Consider the following 16,153-nt stretch of genomic DNA (forward strand, 5'->3'; position numbering starts at 1 on the left):
AAGGGAATCATGGACAAGACAACGTTGGCCGAGCGTGAGCTCACGGCCGATCAGGCAGAACGGCGTATTCACACCGAACTTTCACGCCTGGGCCTCACACCGCACACCCGCACCCTCGGCAGCAAAGTGGTTGCCGTTCAGGCGAGTCTTCATGGCGGCGACAACCGTCATGCCCGTGGCTCCGGCAAGGGCTATGCGGATCAGGCACGGCTGGGCGCGCTCTATGAAGCGCTCGAGCACTACTGGACGGATGAGCTCTGTACCTACGATGTTCACCACGAAACGGAAGACTATTTCAAAGACACGCCGATGTTTGCCGATGACTCGCTTCTGCACAGGCTGACCTGCCAGCAAAACGTGCGCATCACCTGCCGGACCTATGTCTGTCCGCCGTGGCATGACCGGTTTTCCTATTCGGTGGCGCTGACTTCGCCGAACGGCTCACGTTCGCCCTCGTCACCGGGCATGGCGGACTACCGCGCCGTGCAGCGCTACGCCAGCAACAGCGGCACCGCGATAGGCGCCACTTACAACGAAGCGATGCTGCACGCCGCCAACGAATGCATCGAGCGCGACGCCGTGTCGTTGTTTCTGCTCAACCATTTTTACTACGAGAATCATCCACCACTGCGACGGGTGGCGCGTCTCACTGAAAGCGACGAACTCGGTCGTCTGTGGGCCGATACCGAACAGGAAATCGATGGCGAAATCGTGCTGGTGGATATCAGCACCGAGTTCATGACCCGGACCTTTCTGGCGTTCACGACGAAGCCGGGGCCTCATCCACAGGTATTCGGCAGTGGCAGCTCCCTCGACCCGCGCCACGCAGCGTGGCGGGCGCTCACTGAACTGGTGCAATTGCAGCTCAGCGCCGCCGAACCCGAATACCGACAGACGCTTAACAATGCGCTGCGCAACCTGCAGCCCTTCCCGCGCCTGCTGCGCTGTGCGCAGTTCGATCCGCAGACGCTGCTGCATCGCTGCGTTCAACACGAGGTGAGACTGGCGGGTTCCGGTAAAGACCTGTCGGTGGACAATCAACTGCACCTGCTGACTCAAGACCTGCGGATTCATGGCCGTACTCTCGGTGCTGCCGTCCTGCAGCGAACCGGGCTCGGCACGACCCTGCTCAATGTGGTGATCCCCGGACTGGAACGCTTCTTCGTGGTTTCCAGCGGCAATGTCGTCATCCCGCAAGCCCGGGGCCGTACTTTGGAGAGGCCAGCCCCATGAACCGACTCGATCGCACCCGGGAACTGACATTGGCCCGAACCATGCGCCTTTACCTCAACGAGAACGGCGCTGTTGGCCACTACCTCGAACCGCGAGGCAGCGGACTGCATCACGTTTTTTTCCTGCGGGTGAACGATGAGCTCTGGGTCGGCCGCAAGCTCCTGCAGCGTGACCAGCATTTCCGGTGGCAGGCCGGCAGCGCGCTCAAACCCGGCATGTTGTTTGGCCCGCATCTCCACTCATTGTGGGGTGATGACGGGTTGTCGATCGGCTATCGAACAGCCTCCCCCGCGGACAAAGCGCAGTTCTTCGAGCACGCCTTGCATCAGGCTGACAGCGAGATCCTGTTTCCCTTTCCACTGCTGGATGAGACGGGCCGGGAAACGGTCTGCCCGGCAGACTTCTGGCAATGCAATGAATCACTGGCCGAACAGCTGAACACTGACGAGCAGCATTTGCGCGAATACTGCGCCGGGCTGCTCCAGGCCATCACTGAAAAAGGCGCGCTGATTTACGACCCGGCCTGTTCGACCGGCGCGTTCATCGCCCACCTCGCCCGCGCCCTGCCCGACTGTCTGTGCCTGGGCAGTGACCGTTCGGCCTCGATGATCGAACATGCCAGGCGCTGCCACAGCGGGACATCCGTCGAGTTCGACGTGCTGGAGGCGAGTGAGGCTTCCGATGCCGGGATTCGCTGCGATGTCTTGATCCTGCGTTTCCTCAACGCCGAAGTCTTGACCCGCCGTGAGGCCCAGGCCGCATTCGAATCGCTGATCCGCTGCGTAAAACCCGGTGGCACGATCCTCGTCTTTGGTCACACGCCGGTGCTGATCCCGGTCACCTGGCTCGCCTCCATCCACAACCTGAAACTTGAATCCAGCGTCGCGGCGCGGCCTGGGCAGGTCGAGCTGTTCCAGTTCTATCGTCTGACGGTTTCGGCGCCATGAGTTTTTCCCTGCACAGCCGAGGTTATTACCCTACCGGCGACGGCCATCAACTCTATTGGGAACGCCATGGTGCTCCGGGACACGAACCTGTGTTTTTTCTCCATGGTGGTCCCGGCGGACGTATCAGCCGCCACCATCTGCAGTTCTTCGACCCAGGCCAGTTCGACATCATCCTGTTTGATCAACGGGGTTGCGGGCGCTCGACGCCCTACGGCGAACTGCGGGATAACACTACCGGGCTGTGTGTCGAAGACATCGATGCCCTGCGCCAGCATTTCGGCTTCGAAAAAATCGGCGTGCTGGGCGTGTCATGGGGTAGCTGGCTGGCGATTCAGTACCAGCAGCGTTACCCGCAGCACCTGCTGAAAACCACGTTGGTCTCGGTATTCGTGCCGTTTGCCGACAATGTCCGGGCCTACGATCAGGCGCTCAATGACGGGCTGGCACAATCGCCTCAAACGTCGTCAGGCCATCGCGCGAAGGACATCTACCGGATCCTCGGCGAAGGCTGCCCATTGGAACAACACCGCGCCGCCATCGAATGGTTGAACGCTGTTCTACGTCGCACAGGGCAGACGATCTGCCCCGACACACTGGAGCGTTTCGTCGATCAGGAAGCGGTGCTCGCGATCCGTCTGGAACTGCATTACCACCTGCAGAACTACTGCTTCACGCCAAAGGATGAAAACCTGACCCTCGACGACAACACCCTGCTGATCCAGGGCATCCGCGACACCCATGGCATGGCCAGCGTGCGCTGGCTCAGGCAACGCATGAACATCCACTGCCGGCTGCTGCACGCCGGGCACAACGCCTTTGAAAACGCCCTCCTCAAAGCGGTGCGTCGGGCGGTGAAACGTGAAATCGAGGGCTAAAAAAAACGGCACCCGAAGGTGCCGTCCCGTCCCGCAAAAGCGCTTACTTGCGTGCCGCCTCCCACGACTTGAGCAGTTCGTTGTAGCTCACGGTTTCGCCTTTCGGTTTCTCGTTGGCCAATTTCGGTTTTGGTGCGCCCGGCTGGTCGAACCAGTATTGCGCGTCGCGCTCGGGGTTCATTTTCGGTGCGCACACCGCTTGGGCCTTGGAGCGTTCCAGGCGGGTCATGATCGCGTCCTGATCCTTGGCCAGACCGTCGAGGGCCTGTTGCGGGGTCTTCTCGCCGCTGGCGGCTTCGGCGATGTGGCTCCACCACAGTTGCGCCAGACGTGGATAGTCCGGCACGTTGGTGCCGGTCGGCGTCCATTGCACACGGGCCGGGCTGCGGTAGAACTCGACCAGACCACCGAGTTTCGGCGCCAGATCGGTCATCGCTTGCGAGTTGATGTCCGACTCGCGAATCGGCGTCAGGCCGACGATGGTTTTCTTCAGCGACACGGTTTTCGAGGTCACGAACTGCGCGTACAGCCAGGCCGCGAGTTTCTGTTTCTCAGGCGTGGATTTCATGAAGGTCCAGGAACCCACGTCCTGATAACCCAGCTTCATGCCCTCTTCCCAGTACGGCCCGCGCGGCGACGGTGCCATGCGCCATTTCGGCGTGCCGTCGGCGTTGACGACCGGCAGACCCGGTTTGGTCATGTCGGCGGTGAAGGCCGTGTACCAGAAGATCTGCTGGGCGATGTTGCCCTGGGATGGTACCGGGCCGGATTCGGAGAAGGTCATGCCCGCCGCTTCCGGTGGCGCGTACTTCTTCAGCCAGTCGACGTATTTGGTGGTGGCGAATACCGCCGCCGGGCCGTTGGTGTCGCCGCCGCGGGTCACACTGGAACCGACCGGGTGGCAATCCTCGACGCGAATCCCCCACTCGTCCACCGGCAAGCCGTTGGGAATGCCCTTGTCGCCGCCACCGGCCATGGAGAACCAGGCATCGGTGAAGCGCCAGCCCAGCGACGGGTCTTTCTTGCCGTAGTCCATGTGCCCGTAAATGCGCTTGCCGTCGATTTCCTTGACGTCTTCGCTGAAGAATTTGGCGATGTCTTCATAGGCCGACCAGTTCACCGGCACGCCCAGTTCATAGCCGTACTTTTCCTTGAACTTGGCTTTCAGGTCGGCGCGTTCGAACCAGTCGGCGCGAAACCAGTACAGGTTGGCGAACTGCTGGTCGGGCAATTGATAGATCTTGCCGTCCGGCGCGGTGGTGAAGGAGATGCCGATGAAGTCCTTGATGTCGAGGGTCGGCGAAGTGAAGTTCTTGCCTTCGTTCGCCATCAGGTCGGTGATCGATTCGGTCTTGCCGTAGCGAAAGTGCGTACCGATCAGGTCCGAGTCGTTGACCCAGCCGTCGTAGATGTTCTTGTCCGACTGCATCACGGTCTGCATTTTTTCCACGACGTCGCCTTCCTGCAGCAGGTCGTGGGTCAGCTTGATGCCGGTGATTTCACTGAAGGCCTTGGCCAGCACTTTGGATTCATATTCGTGGGTGGTCAGGGTTTCCGAGACGACCTTGATGTCCATCCCGCGAAACGGCTCGGCCGCCTTGATGAACCACTTCAGTTCTTCCAGTTGCTGCTCGGCCGTCAGGGTCGACGGCTTGAACTCGCTGCCGATCCATTTTTTTGCGGCATCTTCGTAGGCGTCGGCCCAGGCGGACGCGCTCAAACCGCTGAGTGCCAGCATGGCTGCCAATGAAATGCTATGTCGCAGCTTATTTTTCTTATCGAACATAGAGACCTCCTGTTAGGTTTTCGGAGCAAGATTGCCGAGCGATTCGACTAGCCCCAACGCATCACAGCCAACAGCCACACCAGGGACAACGCGGACGCTACCCAGATGCTCCAGTCGGTCACGCCGATTACCAGCAGATGCAGGTAGGCGCTGCCGAGAAGACCGATGAACAAGCGATCGCCACGGGTGGTGGCAATCGGCAGAAACCCTCGCCGCAAGATGCTCGGCGAGCGCAATTCCCAGGTGGTCATGCCCACCAGGATCAACCCGATCACGATGAAAAACGCCGCCGTCGGGACGGTCCAGCTCATCCATTCCATCATCAGTTCCTCAGACCCGGCCCAGGGCAAAGCCCTTGGCCACGTGGTTGCGAACGAACCAGATCACCAACATGCCGGGGAGAATAGTCAACACCCCCGCCGCCGCCAGTACGCCCCAGTCAATGCCGGATGCCGACACCGTGCGCGTCATCACCGCCGCGATCGGTTTGGCGTTCACCGAGGTCAGCGTGCGCGCCAGCAGCAGTTCGACCCAGGAAAACATGAAGCAGAAAAACGCCGTCACACCGATGCCGGAGCCGATCAGCGGAATGAAGATCTTCACGAAGAACTTGGGAAAGCTGTAGCCGTCGATGTAGGCGGTTTCGTCGATTTCCTTCGGCACCCCGGACATGAAACCTTCGAGAATCCACACCGCCAGCGGCACGTTGAACAGGCAGTGCGCCAGTGCCACGGCGATGTGGGTGTCGAACAGACCGATCGACGAATACAGCTGGAAGAACGGCAGCAGGAACACCGCCGGTGGCGCCATGCGGTTGGTCAGCAGCCAGAAGAACAGGTGCTTGTCACCAAGAAAGCGGTAGCGCGAAAACGCGTAGGCCGCCGGCAGCGCCACGCTCAGGGAAATCACCGTGTTCAGACTGACGTAGTACAGCGAGTTGATATACCCGGTGTACCAACTCGGGTCGGTGAAGATCACCTTGTAGTTCGCCAGCGTGAAATCCTGTGGGAAAAGAGTCAGTCCGCCGAGGATTTCGGTGTTGCTCTTGAACGACATGTTCAGCAGCCAGTAGATCGGCACCAGCAGGAACAGGATGTAGAGCAGCAGGGGAATCAGCTTTCTTTTGCTCATGGCCGGGCCTCAGCGGTTGGCATCGTTGTGGGTCATGGCGGTGTAGAACAGCCAGGACACCAGCAGGATGATCAGGAAGTAAACCAGCGAGAATGCCGCCGCCGGCCCCAGGTCGAATTGGCCTACGGCCATCTGGGTCAGGGTCTGACTCAGGAAGGTCGTCGAGTTACCCGGCCCGCCGCCGGTGAGCACGAACGGCTCGGTGTAAATCATGAAGCTGTCCATGAAGCGCAGCATCACCGCGATCAACAGCACGCTCTTCAACTTGGGCAACTGAATGTGGCGGAACACGGCCCAGGCCGAGGCCCGGTCAATGCGCGCGGCCTGGTAATACACATCGGGAATCGCCCGCAACCCGGAGAAACACAACAGCGCCACCAGCGAAGTCCAGTGCCAGACGTCCATCACCAGCACGGTGACCCAGGCGTCCATGGTGTTGGCCGCGTAGTTGTAACTGATGCCCATGGCGTTGAGGCTCGAACCCAGCAGGCCGATGTCGGCGCGGCCGAAAATCTGCCAGATGGTGCCGACCACGTTCCATGGAATCAGCAGCGGAATCGCTAGCACGATCAGCACCACCGACGACCAGCGACCCTTGGTCGGCATGGTCAGCGCGATGGCGATGCCGAGGGGGATTTCGATCAGCAGCACACACGCCGAGTAGATGAACTGACGCAACAACGAATCATGCAAACGCGGATCGAGCAGCACCTGCTTGTACCAGTCGGCACCGACGAAGTAGCGGCTGGACTGGTCGAAGATGTCCTGCACCGAATAGTTGACCACGGTCATCATCGGGATCACCGCACTGAATGCCACCAGCAGGAACACCGGCAACACCAACCACCAGGCCTTGTTGTTCTGCACCTTGTTCATGGCTGTACCTCGCTGTCGGTGGCATCCAGCAGAAATTCGTCGGCATAGACCATCAGCCACTGCGCCGGAAAACTGATGTAGGCCGTGCCCTGCGGCACCGGTTTGTCCTCGGCCAGACGCACTTTCAGCGGCGCGCCGTCCAGATCCAGAGTCATGATCTTGTAGGTGCCGAGGTCCTCGACGTGTACGACCCGTGCCTGCATCGCGTCATCGAACGGCTCGTCCCACACATGGATGAACTCGGGGCGGATGCCGACCTTCAGATTTTTCCACTGACCGTGCTCGATATGGCGCTGCAAGGCGTCGGACAGCGGCAGGTGGGTCGAGTTGAAGCCGACACCGCCCGGTTGCGGCTGCACTTCGATCAGGTTCATCCCCGGACTGCCGATGAAGTAGCCGACAAAAGTGTGGCTCGGCCGCTCGAACAATTCCCGTGGGGTGCCGAACTGGACGATCTGGCCGCCGTACATCACCGCGATCTTGTCGGCGAAGGTCGAGGCCTCCAGCTGATCGTGGGTGACGTAGACCATGGTGATGTTGAACTGCTCGTGGATCTGCTTGAGCTTGCGCCGCAGTTTCCATTTCAGGTGCGGGTCGATCACCGTCAGCGGCTCGTCGAACAGGATCGCCGACACGTCATCGCGCACCAGGCCACGGCCCATGGAGACTTTCTGTTTTTCGTCGGCGGTGAGGTTGCGCGCCTTTTTACTCAACAGGTTTTGCAGGTCGAGGACTTCGGCGATTTCCTGCACCTTGCTGTGCACTTTCGCCTCGGCCAGGCCCTGATTGCGCAGGGGAAAGGCCAGGTTGTCGAACACGGTCATGGTGTCGTAGACCACCGGGAACTGGAACACCTGAGCGATGTTGCGCTTCTCCGGGGTCAGGTCGTTGACCGCTTTGCCGTCGAACAGCACATGACCCTGGGACGGGCTGAGCAGACCGGAAATGATGTTGAGCAACGTCGATTTTCCGCAACCCGAAGGGCCGAGCAAGGCATAGGCGCCGCCCTGCTCCCAGATGTGGTCCATCTCGCGGATCGCGTAATCCTCGGGCCCGCTCGGGGTTTTGCTGTAGCTGTGGGCGAGGTGCTGCAAACGGATTTCGGCCATCAGGCAACCCTCGCGACGCGCCGGCCCGGTGCCTGCACCAGACGGCCCTGCGCATCGAACACAAACAGTTTATGGGTCGGGATATAGATGCGGATCGGCGCATCGACGTCGTATTCGTGAACCCCCGGCAAGTGCAGCACCAGCAGGAAATGCTCGTTGCGCACGTGGAGGAAGGTTTCCGAACCGCTGATTTCCGCCACCTCGACGGTCACCGCCAGTTCCAGGTCGTCGTCGTTGCTCGGCACCAGCGAGATGTGGCTCGGACGCACGCCAAAACGGAACTCGCCCTCGCCCACCGGCCGCAGATCGACATTCAACGGGAAGTGCACGAAGTTGGCGAAACTCACTTCGTTGCCGGCGATGCGCCCCGGCATCAGGTTGATCGGCGGCTCGGAAAACAATTCGGCGGCCAGCACCGTTTGCGGCTGGTGATAGACCTCGGTCGACGGGCCGCTCTGGATCACCCGACCCTCGTGCAGAATGGTCGTGGTGCCGCTCAGCGCCAGCGCTTCGTTGGGTTCGGTGGTGGCGTAGATGGCGATGGTGTGGCGGGCCTTGAACAGCTCGCGCATTTCCTGGCGCAGTTCTTCGCGCAGTTTGTAGTCGAGATTGACCAGCGGCTCGTCGAACAGGATCAGCTCGGCATCCTTGACCAGCGCCCGGGCCATGGCCGTGCGCTGTTGCTGGCCGCCGGACAGTTCCAGCGGATAGCGCTTCAGAAACTTCTCGATGCGCAGCATCTTCGCGGTTTCCTGCACCTTGCTCTGGATCTGCTCGTTGGAGATCCCGGCCTGGCGCAGCGGCGAGGCGATGTTCTCGAACACCGTCATGGTCGGGTAATTGATGAACTGCTGATAGACCATCGACACGTTGCGCAGACGCACCGGGCGCTGGGTGACGTCGACGCCGTTCATCAGTATGCGGCCGCTGTCGGGCTTGTCCAGACCGGCCATCAGGCGCATCAGACTGGTCTTGCCGGACAGCGTGCGCCCGAGCAAAACGTTGAAGGATCCAGGTTCGAATTTCAGGCTCGCATCGTCGATCCAGGTCTGGCCCTCGACGGTGCGGCTGACGTGCTCCAGGGTGAGTGACATGGCTCGGCCTTTTTATTATTGGAGTCAAGCGACCTGTCCTGTAGAGCGACATTCGTGCCAGAAACGGCAAGCTGTTGATTTGCCGTCGAATTCGCTGAAAGCCACGCAAACCGTGGTTCGTAGCTGAACACAAGTGAACAGTCGCGACTGAACAATTGAACAGTCGGGCGATTGACAATGAACAATAGTGAACAACACTCTATGGATGCTTTTTGCTCGTCGAACGAGCCATAACAAAAACAACAAAGCACCCTTCAGAGACTGCCAATCATGGCCGCACCTGCCCCGCCGCTTTCCCACGACGCCATCGTCCAGGACTCCTGGTCCCGTTGCCGTGCCTTCGGTCTCAATCACCAAAGCGCCCCGGCCTTCGATCAGTTGCCCGCCGCCGGCATCGCGCAGTTGCTTGACCGCCATCATTCGCTGGTGCAGACCACCCACCAGGAAGTGCTGCCGTATTACGAGAACATCCTGAGCAACTCCAACTGCCTGATCATGCTGGCCGACAATCAGGGCCAGGTGCTGACGTCCTGGGGCACCCAGCGCTTTATCGAGCCGAACCTGGCGCGCGGTTTTCAGGCCGGCGCCAGTTGGGTCGAGCGCGCCAGCGGCACCAACGCCATCGGCACGGCGCTGGCCTGCGAGCAGGCGGTGCACATTGAACACGATGAACACTTTCTCAAGGCCAACCGCTTCATGACCGGTTCCGCCGCGCCGATTTTCGATGCCGAGCGCAAGGTCATCGCCGTGCTCGATGTGTCCAGCGACAGCTATCTGCCGCCATCGCACACCCTCGGCATGGTCAAGATGATGAGCCAGACCGTGGAGAACCGGCTGATCCTCAACCTGTTCCATGGCCAGCACTTTCAACTGACCTTCAACACCGGGCTGAACAACCTCGACAGCCAGTGGGCCGGGCTGTTGATCTTTGATGAGAGCGGTCAGGTGCTGTCGGCCAACCGTCGGGCCGACAATCTGTTGGGCGTGCGGTTGTCGCGGGTCAGCGTTGAAAGCCTGTTCAAGGTGTCGGTGCTGGAGTTGATCAATCAGCCTGACGGTTTGCCGTTTGCCTTGCAGACCTCCGGGCGCAATCGTTTCCAGTGTTTGTTGAAACGGCCTAAACAGGCGCCTATACAGGCGCGGGTCTTTGCTGAAACCAGAACCGCTGAACCGAAAGTCGCCGTACCGACGGCCATCAGTCTGAGCACATTGCACTTCGGCGACAGTCGCGTGGAAAAAGCCGTGCGCCAGGCCGAACGCCTGCTGGAAAAGGACATTCCGCTGCTGATTCACGGGGAAACCGGGGTCGGCAAGGAAGTCTTCGTCAAGGCTCTGCATCAGGCCAGCTCTCGCAGCAAACAGGCGTTCATCGCCGTCAACTGCGCGGCGATCCCCGCCGAACTGGTGGAGTCCGAGCTGTTCGGCTACGAGAAAGGCGCGTTCACCGGCGCCAACCAGAAAGGCAGCATCGGGCTGATCCGCAAGGCCGACAAGGGCACGCTGTTCCTCGATGAAATCGGCGACATGCCGCTGCCGACTCAGGCTCGCCTGTTGCGCGTGTTGCAGGAGCGCTGCGTGCAACCGGTGGGCAGCAGCGAGCTGTTTCCGGTGGATCTGCGGATCATCTCCGCCACCAACCGTTCGCTCAGGGAACAGGTGCAACTGGGGCGTTTTCGCGAGGACTTGTACTACCGCATCGGCGGCTTGACCCTCGAACTGCCACCGCTTCGCGAGCGCAGTGACAAGCAGGCGCTGTTCAAACGGTTGTGGGAGCAACATCGCGAGCCGTCGCAGTGGGCAGGATTGAGTCGCGAGGTGCTGGACTTGTTTGAACGGCACCCGTGGCCGGGCAATCTGCGTCAGGTCAGCAGCGTGATGCAGGTGGCGCTGGCGATGGCCGAGGAACAACCGATTCGGCCCGAGCATTTGCCGGACGACTTTTTTGTCGATCTGGAAATGGAGCCAGTGGAAGTGGCCGAGCCGCTGGGCATCGACTTGAACGATGCCGAGGCGTTGAACCGGGAGTTGCAGTTGGCCGGGGGCAACATTTCCCATCTGGCGCGACGGTTGGGGGTGAGCCGCAATACCCTCTACAAGCGGTTGCGACAACTTGAAGGTTGAGTAAACCCCTGCCCCTCACCCCAGCCCTCTCCTGCGGGAGTGGAAGCCAACCGAGGTGTCTTGCGTTTTAGATCGACCTGAAAAACCAGTCGATTATGGATTCGGCGCAAATCGTTCAAGTCGGTGTACCTCTCGAACATCCCCCAATCGCTACCCTCTCCTGGGGGAGAGGGCTAGGGTGAGGGTGAAAAGGCTTGCTCAACAGGCGCAGCCGATGCGGCCGCCAACGTCCGCAGCCCCATCAGCACCACAACCATCATCATCAGACCTGCGGCTATCGCAACGCCGAACCCTGCCCGCGCGCCGTAAGCATCAATCACCAGCCCCGCCAGCATGCCGCCGAGCGCCACGCCGATGCTGATCCCGGTGGTCATCCACGTCAGCCCTTCGGTCATTCTCGCCGCCGGGATGATGATCGTCCCCAGCTTCATGACCACCACCATGGTCGGCGCAAACGAGATGCCGGCGATAAACAACATCGCGGACAGGACATAAACGTCCGGTGAGAACACCGGCAATACGCCGGTGACTGCCGTGACCAATATTCCGATAAAGAACTGTTTTTCAATCGCCAGCGAAACCCGCAACGCGCCGAAGGTCAAGCCTGCCACCAGCGAGCCGAATGCATAGGCGGCGAGGATGAAGGTGGCAGCCGATGGCCAGCCTTGCGCATTGGCGAAGGCCACAACGGCGACATCGATCGACCCGCCAATGGCCCCCATCGCCAGCAGCGCGAGGACAATGGTGCGAACGCCGGGAATCAGCAGGGTTGAACCGCTGTTTTTCCGGTTGCCCGCCACCACTTTCGGTTCGGTCTGACGCTGCATGAGAAACGCCGTCACGCCGACGGCCAGCAGCCCTACCGCCACCAGCGGCCCGGCTTCCGCAAAGAAACTCACGCTCAAACCGATCGCCAGTGGGGGGCCGACGATGTAAGCCAGTTCGGTGAGGACCGTGTCCAGCGAGAACGCGGTGTGCAGCTGCGGTTTGCCACGAAATAGCTGCGTCCAGCGTGCGCGGATCATTGACGGCATGCTCGGCATCGTTCCCGCCAGTGCCGCCAGCACAAAAAACAACGCGGCGGGCGCCCTCAGGTGCACGGCCACAATCAGCGCCAGCAACATGACGATGCTGAAAACCGTGACGATGGGCAGCACGCGGCTCTGGCCATGCTGATCAACCTGTTTCGAGATGCGCGGGCCGAGCAGCGCGTTGGCCAGGGTAAACGTGCCGGCGACTGCGCCGGCCAGCCAGTAAACGCTGGTCTGCTGCACCAGCATGGTGATGATGCCGATGCCGATCATTGCCTGGGGCAGCCGGGCGATGGAGCTCGCGAGCACCAACCCGGTTGCGCCGGGGGTTGTCAGGAGTTCGCGATAGTGGTTTGCCATGATGTCTCCGTTGTTGGATTCGCCGCTGATGAGCTTCCTGCTGCGTGCGACATCAGGACCTACGCGAACGTCAAAAGCAACCCCTCACCCCAGCCCTCTCCCGGAGGGAGAGGGAGTCGACCGAGATGTCTGACGCTATCCATCGACCTGAAAGACCGAGTCGATTATGGATTCACAGCACGCATTTCAGGTCAGCGAAACTCCCGTGCATCCCTCAATCAGTCCCCTCTCCTGGGGGAGAGGGTTAGGGTGAGGGCGTAATCTCGGAACGGCACAAATCTCCCAGCCAGCAGAAAAACAAAAACCCGCACAAGGCGGGTTTTGTTTGTAACAGGCGCAGCAATCAGTCAGCCAGACGCCAGGTCGTGCCGCCCTTGCCGTCTTCCAGCACCACGCCCATGGCGGTGAGCTGGTCGCGGATGCGGTCGGATTCGGCCCAGTCCTTGCCGGCACGAGCCGCCAGACGCGCAGCGATCAGCGCCTCGACTTCGGCTGCATCGACACGCCCTTCGGCGCCAGCCTGCAGGAAATCATCGGCTTCGAGCTGCAACACACCCAGCACGCTGGCCAGTTCTTTCAGGCGCGCTGCCAGACCGGCCGCCGCATCGAGATCGCTCTCGCGCAGACGGTTGATCTCACGCACCATCTCGAACAGCACCGCGCAGGCTTCAGGGGTGCCGAAGTCGTCGTTCATCACCGTGGTGAAACGCTCGACGAACGCTTCGCCACCAGCCGGCGCCACGTTCGGCAGGCCTTTCAACGCGTGGTAGAAACGCTCCAGTGCGCCCTTGGCGTCCTTGAGGTTGTCTTCCGAATAGTTGATCGCGCTGCGGTAGTGGCTCGACACCAGCAGGTAACGCACGACTTCCGGGTGGTACTTGTCGAGCACGTCGCGAATGGTGAAGAAGTTGTTCAAGGACTTGGACATCTTCTCGCCATTGATACGGATCATGCCGCAATGCATCCACGCGTTGGCGTAGGTCTTGCCGGTGGCCGCTTCGCTCTGGGCGATTTCGTTTTCATGGTGCGGGAACTCGAGGTCGCTGCCGCCGCCATGAATATCGAAGGTCTCACCCAGGCAGCAGGTGGACATCACCGAGCACTCGATGTGCCAGCCCGGACGCCCGGCGCCCCACGGCGATTCCCAGCTCGGCTCGCCCGGCTTGACGCCTTTCCAGAGCACGAAGTCCAGCGGATCTTCCTTGGCTTCGTCGACCTCGATCCGCGCACCGATGCGCAGGTCTTCGATCTTCTTGCGCGAGAGCTTGCCGTAGCCCATGAACTTGCCGACGCGGTAGTACACGTCGCCATTGCCCGGGGCGTAGGCGTAACCCTTGTCGATCAGGGTCTGGATCATCGCGTGCATGCCAGGAATGTGATCCGTGGCGCGCGGCTCCATGTCCGGCTTCTTGATGTTCAGGCGCGCTTCGTCTTCGTGCATCGCCGCGATCATGCGCTCGGTCAACGCTTCGAACGACTCGCCGTTCTCGTTGGCCCGGTTGATGATCTTGTCGTCGATGTCGGTGATGTTGCGCACGTAGGTCAGGTCATAACCGCTGAACCGCAACCAGCGGGTCACCAGGTCGAACGCGACCATGCTGCGGCCGTGGCCCAGGTGGCAGTAGTCGTACACGGTCATCCCGCAGACGTACATGCGCACCTTGTTGCCATCCAGCGGCTTGAAGACTTCTTTGCTCTTGGTGAGCGTGTTGTAGATCGTAAGCACGGTGTTTCCTTAAGACTTGATCACTGGCCCCACGAATCGCGCAGGGTCACGGTACGGTTGAATACCGGCTGGCCTGGTTTCGAGTCCTTGATATCCGCGACGAAGTAGCCTTCGCGCTCGAACTGGAAACGGTCTTCCGGCTGTGCATTGCCCAGCGAAGGCTCGGCACGACAACCGGTCAGCACTTGCAGTGAGTCAGGGTTGATGTTGTCCAGGAAACTCGCGCTGTCTTCGGCCTTCTCCGGGTTCGGAGAACGGAACAGGCGATCGTACAGACGCACTTCGCACTCGATGCTGGCAGCGGCCGGCACCCAGTGGATCACGCCCTTGACCTTGCGGCCTTCAGGGTTCTTGCCCAGGGTGTCCGGATCGTACGAGCAACGCAGCTCGACGATGTTGCCGTCGGCGTCCTTGATCGCTTCGTCGGCACGGATCACGTAGCTGCCGCGCAGACGCACTTCGCCGTTCGGCTCCAGGCGCTTGTAGCCTTTTGGCGGCTCTTCCATGAAGTCATCGCGGTCGATGTAGATTTCACGGGCGAATGGCAACTTGCGCACGCCGAGTTCTTCTTTCTGCGGATGACGCGGCAGTTCGAGGTTGTCGACCTGGTCTTCCGGGTAGTTGGTGATCACGACTTTCAACGGACGCAGCACGCACATGGCGCGCGGGGCGTTCGCGTCGAGGTCCTGACGGATGCTGAATTCGAGCATGCCGAAGTCGACCACGCCGTCGGAACGGTTGGTGCCGATCATGTCGCAGAAGTTGCGGATCGACGCCGGGGTGTAGCCACGGCGGCGGAAGCCCGACAGCGTCGACATGCGCGGATCGTCCCAGCCGTTGACGTGTTTCTCGTCAACCAGTTGCTTGAGCTTGCGCTTGCTGGTGATGGTGTAGTTGAGGTTCAGACGGCTGAACTCGTACTGACGCGGGTGCGCCGGTACTGGCAGTGCGTCGAGGAACCACTCGTACAGCGGACGATGGCTTTCGAACTCCAGGGTGCAGATCGAGTGGGTGATGCCTTCGATGGCGTCCGACTGACCGTGGGTGAAGTCGTAGTTCGGGTAGATGCACCACTTGTCACCGGTCTGATGGTGATGGGCGTGGCGGATGCGGTACATGATCGGGTCGCGCAGGTTCATGTTCGGCGAGGCCATGTCGATCTTGGCGCGCAATACGCGGGCACCGTCCGGGAACTCGCCGGCGCGCATGCGGGCGAACCAGTCCAGGTTCTCTTCCACCGAACGGTCGCGGAACGGGCTGTTCTTGCCAGGCTCGGTCAGGCTGCCACGGTATTCCTTGGCTTGCTCAGGGGTCAGGTCGTCGACGTAGGCCTTGCCGGCCTTGATCAGCTCGACGGCCCAGTCGTGCAACTGGTCGAAATATTGCGAGGCATAGCGCACTTCGCCGGACCATTCGAAGCCCAGCCATTTGACGTCGCTTTCGATCGCGTCGATGTATTCCTGGTCTTCCTTGGCCGGGTTGGTGTCGTCGAAACGCAGGTGAGTGACGCCGCCGAACTCCTGGGCCAGGCCGAAGTTCACACAGATCGACTTGGCGTGGCCGATGTGCAGGTAGCCGTTGGGCTCAGGCGGGAAACGGGTGACGATCTGCGTGTGCTTACCCGAGTCCAGGTCCGCCTGGATGATCGGGCGCAGGAAATTGACCGGCGTAACGGGGCCGGTCTTGGAATTCGAGGTAGGGTCGACAGTGGGCTTGCTCATAGGATCCTTGAACGTACAGTGCGCGGCCGGGACACGGGCCTGACAAAACAAAGCCGCTATCATAGCCGATGCTGTCAAGCCCCTGACAGAGCAGGGCTTAAAAGGAATGCATTTAATCACCGGGTTTTGAAAAACAGCCTCGA

The 16,153-nt window shown here is 60.7% G+C and carries 13 protein-coding genes; 4 read left to right on the forward strand and 9 right to left on the reverse strand.

The genetic code is table 11. The features are described from left to right. Window positions 1-9 precede the first annotated feature (9 nt). The 3 genes from M5G18_RS06060 to M5G18_RS06070 are packed head-to-tail and all read left to right on the forward strand — an operon-like array spanning window position 10 to window position 3,055. Window positions 10-1,233 carry a YcaO-like family protein gene (locus tag M5G18_RS06060; protein ID WP_273899055.1) on the forward strand — a complete coding sequence of 408 codons (1,224 nt, stop codon included), beginning with the start codon at window positions 10-12 and terminating at the stop codon, window positions 1,231-1,233. Then, the gene (locus M5G18_RS06065; protein ID WP_273899054.1) at window positions 1,230-2,180 is read left to right on the forward strand and encodes a class I SAM-dependent methyltransferase; all 951 of its coding nucleotides are present in this window, start codon (window positions 1,230-1,232) and stop codon (window positions 2,178-2,180) included. Before M5G18_RS06060 ends, M5G18_RS06065 begins: the two co-directional genes overlap by 4 nt. Then, a complete protein-coding gene (locus M5G18_RS06070) occupies window positions 2,177-3,055 on the forward strand; it encodes an alpha/beta fold hydrolase (RefSeq protein WP_273899052.1) in 879 nt (292 codons plus the stop codon). Before M5G18_RS06065 ends, M5G18_RS06070 begins: the two co-directional genes overlap by 4 nt. A 43-nt stretch (window positions 3,056-3,098) precedes the next feature. On the opposite strand, the gene M5G18_RS06075 is transcribed toward M5G18_RS06070, so the two are convergent. From M5G18_RS06075 to M5G18_RS06100, 6 genes are read right to left on the reverse strand one after another with little or no spacing between them, the layout of a single operon-like run. Beyond that, on the reverse strand, window positions 3,099-4,841 hold the full coding sequence (locus M5G18_RS06075; protein WP_007951484.1) for an ABC transporter substrate-binding protein: 1,743 nt from the start codon (window positions 4,839-4,841) through the stop codon (window positions 3,099-3,101). A gap of 47 nt (window positions 4,842-4,888) precedes the next feature. Next, window positions 4,889-5,161 carry a DUF2160 domain-containing protein gene (locus M5G18_RS06080; protein WP_039767461.1) on the reverse strand — a complete coding sequence of 91 codons (273 nt, stop codon included), beginning with the start codon at window positions 5,159-5,161 and terminating at the stop codon, window positions 4,889-4,891. 10 nt (window positions 5,162-5,171) lie between these two features. Beyond that, window positions 5,172-5,972 carry a carbohydrate ABC transporter permease gene (locus M5G18_RS06085; protein WP_064380730.1) on the reverse strand — a complete coding sequence of 267 codons (801 nt, stop codon included), beginning with the start codon at window positions 5,970-5,972 and terminating at the stop codon, window positions 5,172-5,174. A gap of 9 nt (window positions 5,973-5,981) precedes the next feature. Then, on the reverse strand, window positions 5,982-6,848 hold the full coding sequence (locus M5G18_RS06090) for a carbohydrate ABC transporter permease (protein ID WP_007951487.1): 867 nt from the start codon (window positions 6,846-6,848) through the stop codon (window positions 5,982-5,984). Next, complete coding sequence (locus M5G18_RS06095; protein WP_085699085.1) at window positions 6,845-7,957, reverse strand: ABC transporter ATP-binding protein; 1,113 nt, start codon at window positions 7,955-7,957, stop codon at window positions 6,845-6,847. Before M5G18_RS06095 ends, M5G18_RS06090 begins: the two co-directional genes overlap by 4 nt. After that, a complete protein-coding gene (locus M5G18_RS06100) occupies window positions 7,957-9,051 on the reverse strand; it encodes an ABC transporter ATP-binding protein (protein ID WP_273899046.1) in 1,095 nt (364 codons plus the stop codon). Before M5G18_RS06100 ends, M5G18_RS06095 begins: the two co-directional genes overlap by 1 nt. 270 nt (window positions 9,052-9,321) lie before the next feature. Between M5G18_RS06100 and M5G18_RS06105 the strand changes: the two genes are divergently transcribed. Further along, a complete protein-coding gene (locus tag M5G18_RS06105; RefSeq protein ID WP_273899044.1) occupies window positions 9,322-11,172 on the forward strand; it encodes a sigma-54-dependent Fis family transcriptional regulator in 1,851 nt (616 codons plus the stop codon). A gap of 173 nt (window positions 11,173-11,345) precedes the next feature. On the opposite strand, the gene M5G18_RS06110 is transcribed toward M5G18_RS06105, so the two are convergent. The 3 genes from M5G18_RS06110 to M5G18_RS06120 all read right to left on the reverse strand — a co-directional run bounded on the left by M5G18_RS06110 (window position 11,346) and on the right by M5G18_RS06120 (window position 16,010). Next, window positions 11,346-12,563 (reverse strand): MFS transporter, encoded by a 1,218-nt coding sequence (locus M5G18_RS06110; protein WP_273899042.1) that lies wholly within the window; start codon window positions 12,561-12,563, stop codon window positions 11,346-11,348. Window positions 12,564-12,906: 343 nt separating this feature from the next. Beyond that, entirely contained in the window at window positions 12,907-14,289 is a 1,383-nt protein-coding gene (cysS, locus tag M5G18_RS06115) for a cysteine--tRNA ligase (protein WP_085690018.1), read from the reverse strand. Window positions 14,290-14,309: 20 nt separating this feature from the next. Further along, a complete protein-coding gene (locus M5G18_RS06120) occupies window positions 14,310-16,010 on the reverse strand; it encodes a glutamine--tRNA ligase/YqeY domain fusion protein (RefSeq protein ID WP_262196245.1) in 1,701 nt (566 codons plus the stop codon). Between the last annotated feature and the right edge of the window lie 143 nt (window positions 16,011-16,153).

It is taken from the genome of Pseudomonas aphyarum (assembly GCF_028657055.1).
Lineage (GTDB): Bacteria > Pseudomonadota > Gammaproteobacteria > Pseudomonadales > Pseudomonadaceae > Aquipseudomonas > Aquipseudomonas aphyarum.

Coding starts and splice junctions, on each gene's coding strand:
- M5G18_RS06080 (WP_039767461.1), bottom strand. CDS start 5,161: ATGGAATGGATGAGCTGGACCGTCCCGACGGCGGCGTTTTTCATCGTG.
- M5G18_RS06065 (WP_273899054.1), top strand. CDS start 1,230: ATGAACCGACTCGATCGCACCCGGGAACTGACATTGGCCCGAACCATG.
- M5G18_RS06085 (WP_064380730.1), bottom strand. CDS start 5,972: ATGAGCAAAAGAAAGCTGATTCCCCTGCTGCTCTACATCCTGTTCCTG.
- M5G18_RS06060 (WP_273899055.1), top strand. CDS start 10: ATGGACAAGACAACGTTGGCCGAGCGTGAGCTCACGGCCGATCAGGCA.
- M5G18_RS06105 (WP_273899044.1), top strand. CDS start 9,322: ATGGCCGCACCTGCCCCGCCGCTTTCCCACGACGCCATCGTCCAGGAC.
- M5G18_RS06100 (WP_273899046.1), bottom strand. CDS start 9,051: ATGTCACTCACCCTGGAGCACGTCAGCCGCACCGTCGAGGGCCAGACC.
- M5G18_RS06070 (WP_273899052.1), top strand. CDS start 2,177: ATGAGTTTTTCCCTGCACAGCCGAGGTTATTACCCTACCGGCGACGGC.
- M5G18_RS06120 (WP_262196245.1), bottom strand. CDS start 16,010: ATGAGCAAGCCCACTGTCGACCCTACCTCGAATTCCAAGACCGGCCCC.
- M5G18_RS06075 (WP_007951484.1), bottom strand. CDS start 4,841: ATGTTCGATAAGAAAAATAAGCTGCGACATAGCATTTCATTGGCAGCC.
- M5G18_RS06095 (WP_085699085.1), bottom strand. CDS start 7,957: ATGGCCGAAATCCGTTTGCAGCACCTCGCCCACAGCTACAGCAAAACC.
- M5G18_RS06110 (WP_273899042.1), bottom strand. CDS start 12,563: ATGGCAAACCACTATCGCGAACTCCTGACAACCCCCGGCGCAACCGGG.
- M5G18_RS06090 (WP_007951487.1), bottom strand. CDS start 6,848: ATGAACAAGGTGCAGAACAACAAGGCCTGGTGGTTGGTGTTGCCGGTG.